Below are 15,267 nucleotides of genomic sequence, written 5' to 3'. Positions count from 1 at the left end.
GCTAGAAATCAGCGTTCGGCGAGCGCCGGTTCGCCCTTCTTCTCGCGCACCATGTTGATGAAGCGGCGGAAGAGGTAGTGGCTGTCCTGCGGACCGGGAGAGGCTTCCGGATGGTGCTGGACGGAGAAGACCTGCTTGCCGAGGACGCGCAGGCCGCAATTGGTGCCGTCGAAAAGCGAAATATGAGTCTCTTCAACGCCATCCGGCAGCGACTTCGAGTCGACCGCGAAGCCGTGGTTCATCGAGACGATCTCGACCTTGCCGGTCGTATGGTCCTTGACGGGGTGGTTGGCGCCGTGATGGCCCTGATGCATCTTCTCGGTCTTCGCGCCGAGTGCCAGGCCCAGCATCTGGTGGCCGAGGCAGATGCCGAAGACCGGGATATCGGTCTTGATCAGTGTCTTGATCACAGGCACGGCATAGTCGCCGGTTGCCGCCGGATCGCCCGGGCCGTTCGACAGGAAGATGCCGTCCGGCTGCATGGCGAGCACGTCTTCGGCGCTCGTTGCGGCCGGCACGACAGTCACTTTGCAGTCGAGGCCGGCAAACAGGCGCAGGATGCCGCGCTTGACGCCGTAATCGAGGCAGACGACGTGGTATTTCGCGTCTGTCGCCTTGAGTTCACCGTAACCTTCATTCCACACCCACGGCGTTTCGGTCCATTGCGAGGACTGGCCCGACGAGGCGATCTTGGCGAGGTCGAGACCTTCAAGGCCGCTCCAGGCTTTAGCCTCGGCCTTCAGCGTCTCGATGTCGAAGACACCGTTCGGATCGTGGGCGATGACCGCGTTCGGAGCGCCGTTCTCACGGATCCAGGCGGTCAGCGCGCGCGTGTCGATGCCGCAGAGACCGATGACGCCGCGAGCCTTCAACCATTGGTCGAGGTGCTTGGCGGCGCGGTAGTTCGAGGGCTCAGTGATGTCGGCCTTGAAGATGACGCCGACGGCGCCGTGGCGGGCGGCAGGCGTCAGGTCCTCGATGTCTTCATCATTGGTGCCGATATTGCCGATATGCGGGAAGGTGAAGGTGACGATCTGGCCGAGATAGGAGGGGTCCGTCAGGATCTCCTCATAGCCGGTAAGCGCCGTGTTGAAGACCACCTCGGCCGGCACCTTGCCGGTGGCGCCGATGCCCTTGCCTTCGATGACCGTGCCGTCGGCAAGAACGAGCAGGGCGGTCGGCTTTTCGATTGTCCAGGGTGCTGTCGCGGTCATCTTCATCCCGTTTCCGGCAGGTGGGCGCGTTGTCGCGCTCGTCGCCATTTGATTTCGCAGGCGTGTGGACACGGCAATGCCGCGCGCTTCAGGCCTGATCACGAATTTTGGTGCAGGTGGCGGTAAATAGCCACGCAATCGCTTAGCGTCAATCTTTGTAGCCGAGATCGCGGCCGTTTTCCTGCGCTTTATCGCGCTGACCGCGCAATTTATTTGATCCGCCGCATCAGCGTGGTTTATGAAGCGGCATCAAAACAGGAGTGAAGACCATGCTGCGCGATCAACTCGCCACCCAGCTGAAAGAGGCGATGAAGGCCAAGAATGCGGAGCGGCTTTCCACCGTCCGGCTGATTCAGGCCGCGGTCAAGGACCGCGATATCGCCAACCGCGGCACCGGTAAGGAGCAGGCGAGCGACGACGAGATCCTGCAGATTCTCGCCAAAATGGTGAAGCAGCGTGACGAATCGGCAAAGATCTACGAGGAGAATTCCCGGCCGGAGCTTGCCGCCAAGGAGCGCGCCGAAATCATCGTCATCCAGGATTTCATGCCGAAGCAGCTTTCGGACGGCGAAGTGCGCGCCAATGTCTCGGCGATCATCGCCGAGACCGGTGCCGCGGGCGCCAAGGACATGGGCAAGGTAATGGCGGCGCTGAAGGAGCGTTATGCCGGCCAGATGGATTTCGCCAAGGCATCGGCGACCGTCAAGGAACTGTTGAACGGATAAGCCTCAGATAACCCGTCTTGCCTGCGGTTCGTCACGGACCGCAGGCCCGAGCACCGCTTCGGCGGCGGCATCGATGATGGCGAATTTCGCCGCCTGATAATTCCAATATTCGCGGATGAAATGGGCCGACAGCCAGAAGTCGCCCTTGCGGGAGGGTTCGGTCCAGCCGATACTCTCCATGGTCGCTGCCTGCATCAGAAGCCGCTTCAGATGGGTGTTGGAGATCATGAACTGTTCGCGGATTTCCCTGAGCGACAGAGGGCCAAGCACGACGCGGTCCGCCGTCCTTGGAAATTCGGGAAGGCGCGAGATCAGGTAGTCCATCACCAGCCCGCCGGAATTTGCCCAGTTGAAGAGGTTGAAGGTGGCGCCCGGATTACGCACCGCTTCACTTCCTATGATCGCCCTCGCAATCGGTGGCTGGATCGCTGCCATCATCGCCGAGGGGTTGGCGGTGATCTTATCGGCGCGCTCACCGCCGTCGAGGCTGTCGAGGATCATCATATGGGCGACGAGCCATCGGGTGAAATGCTGCTCGGCGATTTCGGTGGGCTCGAGGTAGCGTGTGCGCTTATCGGGGCCGGGAACCGGTCGCAGGAAGCGATAGGCCAGCATTTCCTGCATGAAGGCCGCGGCCGTGTTGCGGCTGGCGATGTTGTTCCTGACCGCAAAATCGATGAAGCGGCCGGAATAGAGGCCGCCGCTCTTCCCGTCGTCGGAATAACCGTAGTGAAGCGCAAAGCCGGCATGGGCCATCAGCCAGCGCTGCTGCGCGGCGAAGATCGAAGCGATGCGCGGGCTCTCGCGATAGATGGCGAGCATCTGATCGGCGCAATGGAGGATGGCAGCGAGAAAGCGATCGTCTGCTGCAAGATTATCCGCGGTAAAAGCCATTTGGAGAGGTCCAGGGAGTTCGGCGCATACATCTTTCATGCAAGCGCCGCCTGTCAACGATTTTATCGATAAGCGGTTAATTTTAAAGGGAGAGTTGTCGCAGGAGAGCCAAAAATTTAAGAAGGCAGGAGCTGGGGGCGCTCCTGCCTTCTTGCTCTTTGCGTCCACCGGCACGCAGGGCCGAAGCCCAAGCCGGAGGGTATTTGCAAAGGCACCCTTGCGAAGCGGCGCCGGGGGTAGGGATGGTGCTTCGCTCGGGGATCGCTTTGTTGAGATCGAACCTATTGCGGCGCGGCGGCTTATTCAAATTACAAAAAAATAATAATTGCCGGAATCGGCGGTTTGGGAGGTGTCGAAGCGGACCCTCGGGAGGTGGCGCTAGGGATGATGAGAAGCAATCATCTGAGGGGATAATCTTTTGTTTCCAAAAGATTTTCTCTCAACTCTGTTAGAGGTCGCCGCTCCTGCTCAAGCTTTTCTGACGGCAGAATTCCGGCTCCGAAGGGACAATAATGTCGCACCCTGTCGCAGGGGGCGATAACGCGTTGTTGATTGGATAACCGGAGGCGGCAATGATGGCCGCATAGCCTGTGAATAGCGGGTTTTCATGACAAGTTTCATGGCGTGGAGCGGCAAAGCAGCTTATATGAAGGCTGATCAAGAGGTATAAATGCGCTTTTCCAACACCTTTCTCGATGATATTCGCGACCGCGTTCCGATTTCGAACGTGATTGCGCGTCGCGTCAGCTGGGACAAGCGCAAGACAAACGTGTCGCGCGGCGATTACTGGGCCTGCTGCCCGTTCCACGGCGAGAAATCGCCGAGCTTCCATTGCGAGGACCGAAAGGGCCGCTATCACTGCTTCGGCTGCGGCGTCACCGGCGACCATTTCCGCTTTCTCACCGAGCTGGAGGGCCTGAGTTTCCCCGAGGCGGTGCAGCAGATCGCCGATATGGCCGGCGTGCCGATGCCACTGGCCGATCCTGTGATGGAGAAGCGCGAGAAAGAGCGCGGCTCGCTGATCGACGTCATGGAAATGGCGACGCAATTTTTCCAGGATCAGCTGCAGACGTCGAATGGGGCGAGGGCGCGCGCCTATCTGCGCGACCGCGGATTGACGGGGCGCACCATCGAGACCTTCCGTCTCGGCTATGCACCCGACAGCCGCAATGCGCTCAAGGAATTCCTCGCCGGCAAGGGTGTCTCCAAGGATCAGATCGAGGCCTGCGGTCTGGTTGTCCATGAAAACGTGCCGGTTTCCTACGATCGTTTCCGCGACCGCATCATGTTCCCGATCCTGTCGTCGCGGGAAAAGGTGATCGCTTTCGGCGGCCGCGCCATGTCGGCTGACGCGCCGGCGAAATATCTGAACTCCAACGAGACGGAGCTCTTCCACAAGGGCAATGTCCTTTACAATTTCGCCCGTGCGCGGCGCGCGATCCAGGGACCGGGCCGCGGCGACCCTCAGGACGATAATGCGACCGGCACCATTATTGCCGTCGAAGGCTATATGGACGTGATCGCGCTGCATCAGGCGGGCATCGAGAATGCCGTCGCGCCGCTCGGCACGGCGCTCACCGAAAACCAGCTCGAGTTGCTGTGGAAGATGGTGCCGCAGCCGATGCTCTGCTTCGACGGCGACGGCGCCGGCATCCGCGCGGCCAATCGCGCCGCCGAACTGGCGCTGCCGCATCTGAAGCCCGGGCGTTCTGTTCGCTTCGCGCTTCTGCCCGACGGCAAGGATCCCGACGATCTCGTGCGCGATGACGGGCGCGCGCCTTTCGACAAGGTAATGAGCCAGGCAAAGCCGCTCTCCGAGATGCTGTGGAGCCGGGAGGTCAACACCGGCAAGTTCGACACGCCGGAGGCGCGCGCCGAGCTCGAGGCGCGGCTGAAGCAACTGGTCGCCGTCATCGCAGACGAGAATGTGCGTCGCCACTACCAGCAGGATATTCGCGATCGGCTGAACGCCTTCTTCCAGCCGCAGTTCCAGAACCGCAACAATGGCGATCGCCGCGGCGGCTTCAACGGCAATGGCAATTACCGGACGGGCCGCGACAATGCGGGCAAGGCAGGGCCGAAAAGCCCCAGCGTCATTTCAGAAAGGCTCGCCCGCTCAGGCCCCGTGCGCGGCCACCAGAACAATACGGCGCTGCGCGAATGCGTGCTGGCGCTGACCGTCGTCAATCACCCTTCGCTGATGATCGACGATTATGACGAAATAGCCGCGATTGAATATGACAGCCGCGAGCTGCAGCGGCTCTGGTCGGCGATGCTGGGAGCAGCCGCGGCCGTCGCCGGCCCGCATCTGACGCGCGAATATCTGACCGAAAGACTGGAATTCGAAGGCTTCGGCCCGCTCATCAAGAGCCTCGACCAACAGGTGCGCAATGCCCGGCTGTGGATCGCGACCGAGGAGGCGGCGATGGAAGATGCGCGTGAGGGATACCGCCAGGCGCTGGCCTCCCACAAGCGAGCGAAGGCGCTACGCCGGCAGAAGATCGAGCTCGAGCGCGAGATCGCGCTGGCAACCGAAGCCGGCGACGGCGAGGCGATCGTTCAACTGATGCGCGCGCAGCAGGAAGTGCATTTTGAAGGGGTGCGCCTTGAGAACCAGGAGGCCATCATCGATGGCTTCGGCGTGCTTTCCGGCCGCGTCAAAGGAGCGGCGAACCACTGATGTCGCTGACCGAACGAAACGAACCGGGCTTTTCGGCTTCCGGCGCGCTGTTTTCTTCCGGCCGCTCGCCGCTCGATATCCTCAAGCAAGTCTACGGCTATTCCTCCTTCCGCGGCAAGCAGCAGCAGGTGGTCGAGCATATGGTCTCCGGCGGCGATGCGGTCGTGCTCTTTCCCACGGGCGCCGGCAAATCCCTGTGTTTCCAGATCCCGGCACTCTGCCGCGACGGCGTCGGCATCGTCGTTTCGCCGCTGATTGCGCTGATGCGCGATCAGGTGGAGGCGATGAAGCAGCTCGGCATCCGCGCCGCAGCACTTAATTCCTCGCTGTCGCGCGAGGAGTTCGTCGAGGTTCGCCGCGCGCTTTCGGCAGGCCAGCTCGACCTTCTCTACGTGACGCCCGAGCGCATTTTGACCGATGGTTTCCGCGAGCTGATCGCCAACGAGAAGATCGCGCTGTTTGCCATCGACGAGGCCCATTGCGTCTCGCAATGGGGCCATGATTTCCGACCGGAATATCGCGAACTCGGCCGGCTCGGCGAGCAATATCCCGGTGTGCCCAGGGTGGCGCTGACGGCGACGGCCGATCCGCATACGCGTGACGACATGATCGAGCGGCTGGGTTTGGATACAGCCCGGATCTTCACCACCAGCTTTGACCGACCGAATATTGCCTACGAGATCGTCGAGCGTGACCAGCCGCGCCAACAGCTGTTGCGGTTCCTGTCCGGCCACAAGGGCGACAGTGGCATCGTCTATTGCCTGTCGCGCGCCAAGGTCGAGGATACCGCCGAATGGCTGAACGGGCAGGGCATCCGCGCGCGCGCCTATCATGCCGGCATGGACAGGGCGGTTCGTGACGCCAATCAGGATGCCTTCCTGAAAGAAGAGAACCTTTGCCTGGTCGCCACCGTCGCCTTCGGCATGGGCATCGACAAACCGAACGTGCGTTATGTCGCCCATCTCGACCTGCCGGGTTCGGTGGAAGCCTATTATCAGGAGACAGGCCGCGCCGGACGCGACGGCCTGCCGTCTGAGGTCTGGATGGCCTATGGCATGGCCGACGTCATCCAGCGCGGCCGGATGATCGACGAGGGCAGTGCCGCCGCCGAGATCAAGCGGGTCGAGCGCGCCAAGCTCAACGCATTGCTGGCGATCTGCGAGACCGCCTCCTGCCGCCGCCAGGCAATCCTTGCCCATTTCGGCGAGGCGCATGCCGGACAATGCGGCAATTGCGACACCTGCCTGAAGCCGGTCGAGACCTGGGAGGGCACGGAGGCGGCGATCAAGGCGCTGGCGGCGGTCTACCGCACCGGCGAGCGTTTCGGCGCTGGCCATGTCGTCGATGTCCTCCTCGGCAACGTCAACGAAAAGACCGAACGTTTCGGCCATGCCGAAATGCCGGTCTTTGGCGCCGGCAAGGATATTCCAGCGCGCGTCTGGCAGTCGGTCTTCCGCCAGTTGCTCGCCATGGGATTGATCCGCGTCGACCACGAGGCCTTCGGGGCGCTGAAGCTCGAGCCGGAGGCGCGCTCCGTCTTCAAGCACGAGCGGCAGGTGTTCTTCCGCAAGGACCGGCCGGCCTCGGAACGGCGCACGAAGAAGGCGGAGCGCAGCGAGCGCAAATCGGGATTATCGGGCGCCGACGGCAGTCTCTTCGAGGCGCTCAGGGCCGAGCGCATGGCGATTGCGAAATCGCTCGGCGTGCCGCCCTATGTCGTCTTTCCCGATACGACGCTGATCGCCTTTGCCACGGAGAAGCCACGCAGCCGCAAGGAATTGCTCGCCATATCAGGCGTCGGGCAGGCGAAGCTCGAACGCTACGGCGATGCCTTTTTGGAGATCATCCTGGCGCAGGACAACGGCTGAGCGGACTGGTCTGATCCTTGAGATCGGGCGAGGGGGCATGGTAGATGCTTGCCTCTAAAGGAGGAGCGCCGATGGCCCAGAATATCTACGACCGACCGGAATTCTTCGCCGGATATAGCGGCATGAGACGATCCGTTCACGGGCTCGACGGAGCATCCGAATGGCCGGCGGTGCGCGCCTTGCTGCCCGATCTTTCCGGCAAGCGTGTTGTCGATCTCGGCTGCGGCTTCGGCTGGTTTTCGCGTTTTGCCGTGAGCCAGGGTGCTGCAAGCGTGCTGGCGCTCGACATCTCGGAAAAGATGATCGCCAGAGCGAGGGCAGATATGACTGAAGCAGCGATCACCTACGAGATCGCCGATCTCGAGCATCTCAGGCTTGCTCAAGCCTCCTTCGATTTCGCCTATAGCTCGCTGGCGCTGCATTATATCGAGGATTTCGCCGGTCTCGCCGCGACCGTCTATCGCGCGCTTTTGCCGGGATCGCAATTCGTCTTCACCATCGAACATCCGATCTTCATGGCGCCGACCAATCCCGCCTGGGCAACCGATGCCGAGGGGCGGCGTATCTGGCCGCTCGACCGCTATTCCGTCGAAGGTCCGCGCACCACCGACTGGCTCGCCAAGGGTGTCGTCAAACAGCATCGCAAGCTCGGCACGACGCTCAACACCTTGATCGCGGCCGGTTTTGCCATTCGCCATGTCGAGGAGTGGAGCCCGAACGAAGATGAGCTCCAAGACAATCCAGACTGGGCGGAGGAGATGGACCGGCCGATGTTCCTGCTGATCTCGGTCCAGCGCTGAGAAGACAAGCCGGCGGCAATATGCTAACCCGGCGGTAGCGCATCGGCCCGAAAATCGGAATCGATTTTTGGAAAGCACGATGCGCAGATTAAAAGTGTAACAGCGTCCTTTGCGCGTCTGATAAGACGCGCGGCGCTGTAGGGAAATCTCTGGGAAAGGCCGTCCATGACCTCGCAATTTCTCTCCCATCTCAGCAACGAGATTTCGGCGCTGAAGGATGCCGGTCTCTACAAATCCGAGCGCGTCATCAGCTCCAAGCAGGCGGGCGAGATCGCGATTTCCACCGGCGAGCGGGTGCTGAATTTCTGCGCCAACAACTATCTCGGCCTTGCCGACAACGAGGAACTGGCCGAGGCCGGCAAGCAGGCGCTCGACCGATACGGCTATGGCATGGCCTCGGTGCGTTTCATCTGCGGCACGCAGGAAGAGCATAAGCAGCTCGAGACGCGCATCTCCTCCTTCCTCGGCATGGAAGACACGATCCTCTATTCATCCTGCTTCGACGCCAATGGCGGCCTGTTCGAGACGCTGCTGTCGGAAGAGGACGCGATCATCTCCGACGCGCTGAACCACGCCTCGATCATCGACGGCGTCAGGCTTTCGAAGGCCAAGCGCTTCCGCTACGCCAACAACGATATGGCAGCGCTCGAAGAAGAGCTGAAGAAGGCCGAAGGCAGCCGCTTCAAGTTGGTCGCCACCGACGGTGTCTTCTCGATGGACGGGATCATCGCCAATCTCGGCGGCGTCTGCGATCTTGCCGAGAAATACGGCGCGATGGTCATGGTCGATGACAGCCATGCTGTCGGCTTCGTCGGCAAGAACGGCCGTGGGTCGCCGGAATATTGCGGCGTCGAGGGCCGGATCGACATCATCACCGGCACGCTCGGCAAAGCGCTCGGCGGCGCCTCGGGCGGTTATACTTCGGCGAAGGCCGAGGTTGTGGAGTGGCTGCGGCAGCGCTCGCGGCCCTATCTGTTCTCGAATACGCTGGCGCCCGTTATCGCCGCCGCCTCGCTCAAGGTGTTCGACCTCATCGAAGACGGCGATACCCTGCGCAAGCGGCTTTCGGACAATGCCGATCTCTTCCGCAGCGAAATGACCAAGCTCGGCTTCACGCTCGCCGGCGAAGGCCATCCGATCATCCCCGTCATGCTTGGCGATGCCAAACTCGCCCAGGATATGGCAAGCCTGATGCTGAAGAAGGGGATCTATGTGATCGGCTTTTCCTTCCCCGTCGTGCCGAAAGGCCAGGCCCGCATCCGCACGCAGATGTCGGCGGCGCATTCGCGAGTGGATGTGGAGCGGGCGATCGCGGCCTTTGCCGAGGCAGGGCGGGAACTGGGTGTGATCTGAGTTTGACGGCGTGCCGTGTCGCCCCCTCATCCGCCCTACGGGCACCTTCTCCCCGCTGGGGAGAAGAGGGGATAGCAAAGTCGGGCGCCAAGTAAGGGTGGATATTGTCGATGTCGAACATGATGAAGGCGCTGGTCAAAGCAAAACCCGAGGTCGGGCTTTGGATGGAGAATGTGCCGATGCCCGAGGTCGGGCCGAACGACGTGCTTATCCGGGTGAAGAAATCGGCGATCTGCGGCACTGACGTCCATATCTGGAACTGGGACCAGTGGGCGCAGAAGACCATTCCGGTGCCGATGGTGGTTGGCCATGAATTCTCCGGCGAGATCGCCGAGATCGGTTCGGCGGTCACCCGCTATCATATCGGCGAGCGGGTCTCCGGCGAGGGGCATATCGTCTGCGGCAAGTGCCGCAACTGCCGGGCGGGCAGGGGGCATCTCTGCCGCAACACGCTCGGTGTCGGCGTCAACCGCCCGGGTTCGTTCGGTGAGTTCGTCTGCATTCCGGAAAGCAATGTCGTGCCGATCCCGGATGATATTTCCGACGAGATCGCCGCGATCTTCGATCCGTTCGGCAATGCCGTGCACACCGCGCTTTCCTTCGATCTCGTCGGTGAGGACGTGCTCGTCACCGGCGCCGGGCCGATCGGCATCATGGGCGCGCTCGTCGCCAAACGATCCGGCGCCCGCAAGGTCGTCATCACCGATATCAATCCGCACCGGCTGGAGCTGGCGCGCAAGCTCGGCATCGACCACGTCGTCGACGCATCGAAGGAAAACCTCGCCGACGTGATGAAGGCGATCGGCATGACGGAGGGTTTCGACGTCGGGCTCGAAATGTCGGGGGCCGCACCTGCCTTCCGCGACATGATCGACAAGATGAACAATGGCGGCAAGATCGCCATCCTCGGCATCGCGCCGGCGGGCTTCGAAATCGACTGGAACAAGGTGATCTTCAAGATGCTCAATCTCAAGGGCATCTACGGCCGCGAGATGTTCGAGACCTGGTACAAGATGATCGCCTTCGTCCAAGGCGGCCTCGATCTCGCGCCCATCATCACCCACCGGATCGGCATCGACGATTTCCGCGACGGCTTCGAGGCGATGCGGTCGGGCAATTCCGGCAAGGTTGTGATGGACTGGATGTGAGGAGACGACATGCTCTATGAAGGAAGCTGCCATTGCGGCAACGCCAATTGCGGCATCGCACCGTTCGGCGAGGCCGTGGGTCCGAACGGCGCGGCAATGGCTTCTATCAATCTGCGCTGCATTCCCGCGGTCGATATCGGCGCGCTGACGGTGAAGGCGTATGACGGCGCGGCGCGTTAGCCGATATCCGTCAGGCAATGGAGAACAGATCCTCGGCGCAACTGCGAAAGTGGTGGAAACGACTGGTGCGGCGGGCAAAATATTTGCTGCCCTTGTCTTTTGTTCGCCGCATCTTAAATAAGGGTTCGCAATCGCTGCCGCGGTTCAAAGCCTGTGGATAAGGCTTTTTCCGTATTTTTGTGGGCTTTTTTTCCGGAAAAGCTTGACGAGAACAAAAAATGTGGGAATCACCGTTCGACTTGTTGAATGGTGAACTGGGTCAAGGCGGATCGCGCAACCATGGCCGGAAATCCAAGAGCAAGAAAGCTTTGCTGTCCGGTGCCGGTAATCGTGGTTAATCAGGCTTTAAATGTCATCCCGTTAGGTGGGCAAAGGTGATTCGAGGGCGGCGCGTGCGGCGCGTCAGGCCCTGAGACAGCCCGTTCACCGTAGCGAGATTGGATAGCGTCAGGAAGGCGACGATATAAATGGCAACCAAGGTCAAAGAGAACGAAGACGCGGAAGTCGAACGCGACGGCGCAAGCGACGGCCCTCTTCTCGATCTTTCCGACGACGCGGTCAAGAAGATGATCAAAGCCGCCAAGAAGCGCGGCTATGTGACCATGGACGAGCTCAACGCAGTCCTGCCGTCCGAAGAAGTGACGTCCGAGCAGATCGAAGACACGATGTCGATGCTGTCCGACATGGGCATCAACGTCATCGAGGACGAGGAAGCCGAGGAAGCCGGTGCTTCCGGCAGCAGCGATGACGATGACGCCGGCAGCGACGAGGAGAGCGAAGGCGGCGAACTCGCGCCTTCGAGCGGCACGGCGCTGGCGGCCGCCAAGAAGAAAGAACCGACCGACCGTACCGACGATCCGGTTCGCATGTACCTGCGCGAGATGGGCTCGGTCGAGCTTCTGTCCCGCGAGGGCGAAATCGCGATTGCCAAGCGCATCGAGGCCGGCCGCGAGACGATGATCGCGGGCCTCTGTGAGAGCCCGCTGACCTTCCAGGCGCTGATCATCTGGCGCGACGAACTCAACGAAGGCACGACGCTGCTGCGCGAGATCATCGATCTCGAAACGACCTATTCCGGCCCTGAAGCCAAGGCTGCGCCGCAGTTCCAGAGCCCGGAGAAGATCGAAGCCGATCGCAAGTTAGCAGAAGAGAAGGAAAAGACCCGCCGCGCCCGCTCCGGCGACGACGACATCACCGATGTCGGCGGCGAAGGCCTGCCTGCCGAGGAGGAGGAAGAGGACGAGGACGAATCCAACCTTTCGCTGGCGGCAATGGAAGCCGAGCTTCGCCCGCAGGTGATGGAGACACTGGATACGATCGCCGAGACCTACAAGAAGCTGCGCAAGCTGCAGGACCAGCAGGTCGAGCAGCGCCTGTCGGCTTCCGGCACGCTGTCCACCGCCCAGGAGCGCCGTTACAAGGAACTCAAAGATGAGCTGATCAAGGCCGTCAAATCTCTGTCCTTGAACCAGAACCGCATCGACGCCCTGGTCGAGCAGCTCTACGACATCAACAAGCGCCTCGTTTCCAACGAGGGCCGCCTGCTGCGTCTGGCCGAATCCTACGGCGTCAAGCGCGACTCTTTCCTGGAGCAGTATCAGGGCGCCGAACTTGATCCGAACTGGATGAAGTCGATCGGCAATCTGGCCGCCCGCGGCTGGAAGGAATTCGCCAGGGGCGAAAACACGACGATCCGCGACATCCGCCAGGAAATCCAGAATCTGGCGACCGAGACTGGTATCTCGATCTCGGAATTCCGCCGCATCGTGCATATGGTGCAGAAGGGCGAGCGCGAAGCGCGCATCGCCAAGAAGGAAATGGTCGAAGCGAACCTTCGCCTGGTCATCTCCATCGCCAAGAAGTATACGAACCGCGGCCTGCAGTTCCTCGACCTCATTCAGGAAGGCAATATCGGCCTGATGAAAGCGGTCGACAAGTTCGAATACCGCCGCGGCTACAAGTTCTCGACCTATGCGACATGGTGGATCCGTCAGGCGATCACCCGTTCGATCGCCGACCAGGCTCGCACGATCCGCATTCCGGTGCACATGATCGAGACGATCAACAAGATCGTCCGGACATCGCGCCAGATGCTGCACGAGATCGGCCGCGAGCCGACGCCGGAAGAACTGGCCGAAAAGCTGGCCATGCCGCTCGAAAAGGTCCGCAAGGTCCTGAAGATCGCCAAGGAGCCGATCTCGCTCGAAACCCCTGTTGGTGACGAAGAGGATTCGCATCTCGGCGACTTCATCGAGGACAAGAACGCGCTGCTGCCGATCGACGCCGCCATCCAGGCGAACCTGCGCGAAACGACGACCCGTGTTCTCGCCTCGCTGACGCCGCGCGAAGAGCGTGTGCTGCGCATGCGCTTCGGCATCGGCATGAACACGGATCACACACTCGAAGAAGTCGGCCAGCAGTTCTCGGTCACCCGCGAACGTATCCGCCAGATCGAGGCGAAGGCGCTGCGCAAGCTGAAGCATCCGAGCCGCTCCAGAAAGCTGAGAAGCTTCCTCGACAGCTAAGGCTTCGGCCACGTCGTTCTGATTGGAAAAGCCGGGCTTCGCGCCCGGCTTTTGCTTTTCGTGATTAATACCAATGATCCCCGGTGTCTTTCTTGTCCCTCTATGGTGACAAGCCTATAATCCGGCCACGGGGGAAGGCATCGATCGCAACGCGCGACCGAGGGTCGCCGTGTGACTGCGTGAACTAATCCTCCGCTAGATCCGGGTGATTTCAGGCCTGACGGGCCTAAAATCTGAATCCGGATCCACATCAAAGAAATAGAGCATGACGTCGTCCGAAAACCGCTGACACTTTTCGGCATCATGCTCTGGGAGGTGCGACATGACCACTTACATTCTTTTGATCAATTGGACGGATCAGGGCATCCGCAATGTGCGCGACTCGGCAAAACGGCTCGATGCGGCGAAGAAATTGCTCGCCAGCGTCGGCGGCTCCTTCAACCAGTTCTTTCTGACGATGGGCGGGCACGACATGGTCGCCGTCTGCGAGGCGCCAGATGACGCCGTCATGGCGCATTTTACCCTTTCGCTGGCGATGGGCGGCAATGTCCGCACGGAGACGCTGAAGGCATTCCCGGAGGCCGCCTACCGGGATCTCATCGGCTCGCTCGGGTAGCCGGAAACGGCGATTGTCGATCTTGAAGGTTGCGGAGCATTGGCTGCGCTGGCAGTGTCGCGGCGTGCTTCAATTTCCGCGGCAGGCTGCGGCCCGACTTTTCGGCAAGCTCATGATGAAAGCGCTCCTCAGTTTCATGATCGTCATCGATCGTCCGACCGCCGCTTGCTGACCGATGGAACTGGCGGCGGGCAAATGGGATGACGGGATCCAGCGGGGCGCTGCGGCGTCGTTCGCGCTGCATGCCATCGCGATCCTGCTCCTTCTGCTGCTGTTGCCGAAGGCCGAGCCGCCGTTGCCGTTGCCGGATGACGGTCTCTCGGTGGAGATCGTCCCGCAGGCCGCGGAATCGCTGAAAATGCCCGAGCCCGCCAAGACGCCTTCGCCGGAACAGGCAAAGCCTGAGGCGGCAAAACCCGAAGCCGAGCCGGCGGCGCCGGTTGCAAATAATCCGCCTGCTGCGGCAATGCCTTCAGTGGCACCGATCACTTTGCCGGTGCCAAAGCCGATGGAATTCGTCGAGGCAAGACAGCTGTTTTCCGACAAGGTCCTTGCCGATCCGCGCAGCCGCCGCGCCCGCGAGGCGCTGCGTGGTCTTGCCGGCAGTGAGCGCAATCTGCAGCTCTGTGACCTCGAGGCGCTGGAGCAGGTGCGCCGGGCGCAGCCGGCCATGGCGCCCGATACGCTTGCGCCCTATGCGATGGCGGCGGAGAAGGTCAGTGGCAATAGCGTCGAGGTGAAGGGCGGCGCCTTCCGCAGCAAACGCAAGTGGTACAACATCCAGTTCAAATGTGAGCTTGATGCCGGCTCCGGCAAGGTCGTGTCCTTCGCCTTTCTCGTCGGTGACGCCATTCCGCAAGATGAATGGCAGGAGCACAATCTGGTGGCCGACGATGGAGCGGCCGACCAATAACCCTCATCGCTGCTCGATCACGCGGTTTTTTTCTTTTGTGGCTTGATGCTGCCGGCTTTAGAGGCCACATCGCTGCTGTGACAGAAGAAGACGTAGAGCCGGCGGAAGCGCAGCACGAAACGGGAAAGCAGCGGCCTGAAATCCGCTGGGGCGTCGTCGCGTCCGTTGTTGCGCACATTCCTATCATTGCTCTTCTCATCTTTGGGCTGCCGAAGATCGAGCCGAAACCTGTCGAAGACGAGACTGTGAAGGTGGAGCTCGTCCCGCCGCCGGAGGAGAAGAAGCCGGAGCCCAAGGAAAAGCCACCGGAGCCGAAGCCGCCGGAAGAGGCGAAGAAGGAACCGCCTCCAC

The 15,267-nt window shown here is 61.3% G+C and carries 11 protein-coding genes and 2 pseudogenes; 11 read left to right on the top strand and 2 right to left on the bottom strand.

Annotated features, from left to right (window positions below; genetic code table 11):
* Positions 1-8: 8 nt before the first annotated feature.
* Positions 9-1,214, bottom strand: a complete 1,206-nt coding sequence (gene carA / locus ACM5SV_RS28245) for a glutamine-hydrolyzing carbamoyl-phosphate synthase small subunit (protein ID WP_032996682.1) — start codon at positions 1,212-1,214, stop codon at positions 9-11.
* A gap of 269 nt (positions 1,215-1,483) precedes the next feature.
* Between carA and ACM5SV_RS28240 the strand changes: the two genes are divergently transcribed.
* Positions 1,484-1,939 (top strand): GatB/YqeY domain-containing protein, encoded by a 456-nt coding sequence (locus ACM5SV_RS28240; RefSeq protein ID WP_012758386.1) that lies wholly within the window; start codon positions 1,484-1,486, stop codon positions 1,937-1,939.
* A gap of 3 nt (positions 1,940-1,942) precedes the next feature.
* Here the strand turns inward: ACM5SV_RS28240 and ACM5SV_RS28235 are convergent, their stop codons facing one another.
* Positions 1,943-2,833: a hypothetical protein gene (locus tag ACM5SV_RS28235; protein WP_012758385.1), complete on the bottom strand. Its 891-nt coding sequence runs from the start codon at positions 2,831-2,833 to the stop codon at positions 1,943-1,945.
* 670 nt (positions 2,834-3,503) lie between these two features.
* Here ACM5SV_RS28235 and dnaG point away from each other — a divergent pair.
* The 10 genes and pseudogenes from dnaG to ACM5SV_RS28185 form a co-directional block, all read left to right on the top strand.
* Positions 3,504-5,513: a DNA primase gene (gene dnaG, locus ACM5SV_RS28230; RefSeq protein ID WP_012758384.1), complete on the top strand. Its 2,010-nt coding sequence runs from the start codon at positions 3,504-3,506 to the stop codon at positions 5,511-5,513.
* Positions 5,513-7,381: a DNA helicase RecQ gene (gene recQ / locus ACM5SV_RS28225; RefSeq protein WP_012758383.1), complete on the top strand. Its 1,869-nt coding sequence runs from the start codon at positions 5,513-5,515 to the stop codon at positions 7,379-7,381. Before dnaG ends, recQ begins: the two co-directional genes overlap by 1 nt.
* A 71-nt stretch (positions 7,382-7,452) precedes the next feature.
* Positions 7,453-8,181 (top strand): class I SAM-dependent methyltransferase, encoded by a 729-nt coding sequence (locus ACM5SV_RS28220; protein WP_221961813.1) that lies wholly within the window; start codon positions 7,453-7,455, stop codon positions 8,179-8,181.
* A gap of 165 nt (positions 8,182-8,346) precedes the next feature.
* The gene (locus ACM5SV_RS28215) at positions 8,347-9,534 is read left to right on the top strand and encodes a glycine C-acetyltransferase (RefSeq protein WP_012758381.1); all 1,188 of its coding nucleotides are present in this window, start codon (positions 8,347-8,349) and stop codon (positions 9,532-9,534) included.
* 110 nt (positions 9,535-9,644) lie between these two features.
* The gene (gene tdh / locus ACM5SV_RS28210) at positions 9,645-10,682 is read left to right on the top strand and encodes an L-threonine 3-dehydrogenase (RefSeq protein ID WP_012758380.1); all 1,038 of its coding nucleotides are present in this window, start codon (positions 9,645-9,647) and stop codon (positions 10,680-10,682) included.
* 42 nt (positions 10,683-10,724) lie between these two features.
* Positions 10,725-10,862, top strand: a pseudogene (locus ACM5SV_RS28205) (GFA family protein); the annotation flags it as partial.
* Between the two features lie 467 nt (positions 10,863-11,329).
* Positions 11,330-13,387, top strand: a complete 2,058-nt coding sequence (gene rpoD / locus ACM5SV_RS28200) for an RNA polymerase sigma factor RpoD (protein WP_003561200.1) — start codon at positions 11,330-11,332, stop codon at positions 13,385-13,387.
* A gap of 322 nt (positions 13,388-13,709) precedes the next feature.
* Complete coding sequence (locus ACM5SV_RS28195; protein ID WP_012758379.1) at positions 13,710-14,003, top strand: GYD domain-containing protein; 294 nt, start codon at positions 13,710-13,712, stop codon at positions 14,001-14,003.
* Positions 14,004-14,178: 175 nt separating this feature from the next.
* A complete protein-coding gene (locus ACM5SV_RS28190) occupies positions 14,179-14,916 on the top strand; it encodes a DUF930 domain-containing protein (protein WP_012758378.1) in 738 nt (245 codons plus the stop codon).
* A gap of 35 nt (positions 14,917-14,951) precedes the next feature.
* Positions 14,952-15,267 (top strand): annotated as a pseudogene (locus tag ACM5SV_RS28185) (hypothetical protein); the annotation flags it as partial.

The organism is Rhizobium sp. CRRU65 (assembly GCF_048551595.1).
Taxonomy (GTDB): domain Bacteria; phylum Pseudomonadota; class Alphaproteobacteria; order Rhizobiales; family Rhizobiaceae; genus Rhizobium; species Rhizobium leguminosarum_J.
This window is presented reverse-complemented; position numbering and strand designations above follow the sequence as displayed.

Bases quoted from the DNA above. Each gene is read 5' to 3' on its own strand.
- carA (WP_032996682.1), bottom strand. From the start codon at position 1,214: ATGACCGCGACAGCACCCTGGACAATCGAAAAGCCGACCGCCCTGCTC.
- ACM5SV_RS28240 (WP_012758386.1), top strand. From the start codon at position 1,484: ATGCTGCGCGATCAACTCGCCACCCAGCTGAAAGAGGCGATGAAGGCC.
- ACM5SV_RS28235 (WP_012758385.1), bottom strand. From the start codon at position 2,833: ATGGCTTTTACCGCGGATAATCTTGCAGCAGACGATCGCTTTCTCGCT.
- dnaG (WP_012758384.1), top strand. From the start codon at position 3,504: ATGCGCTTTTCCAACACCTTTCTCGATGATATTCGCGACCGCGTTCCG.
- recQ (WP_012758383.1), top strand. From the start codon at position 5,513: ATGTCGCTGACCGAACGAAACGAACCGGGCTTTTCGGCTTCCGGCGCG.
- ACM5SV_RS28220 (WP_221961813.1), top strand. From the start codon at position 7,453: ATGGCCCAGAATATCTACGACCGACCGGAATTCTTCGCCGGATATAGC.
- ACM5SV_RS28215 (WP_012758381.1), top strand. From the start codon at position 8,347: ATGACCTCGCAATTTCTCTCCCATCTCAGCAACGAGATTTCGGCGCTG.
- tdh (WP_012758380.1), top strand. From the start codon at position 9,645: ATGTCGAACATGATGAAGGCGCTGGTCAAAGCAAAACCCGAGGTCGGG.
- rpoD (WP_003561200.1), top strand. From the start codon at position 11,330: ATGGCAACCAAGGTCAAAGAGAACGAAGACGCGGAAGTCGAACGCGAC.
- ACM5SV_RS28195 (WP_012758379.1), top strand. From the start codon at position 13,710: ATGACCACTTACATTCTTTTGATCAATTGGACGGATCAGGGCATCCGC.
- ACM5SV_RS28190 (WP_012758378.1), top strand. From the start codon at position 14,179: ATGGAACTGGCGGCGGGCAAATGGGATGACGGGATCCAGCGGGGCGCT.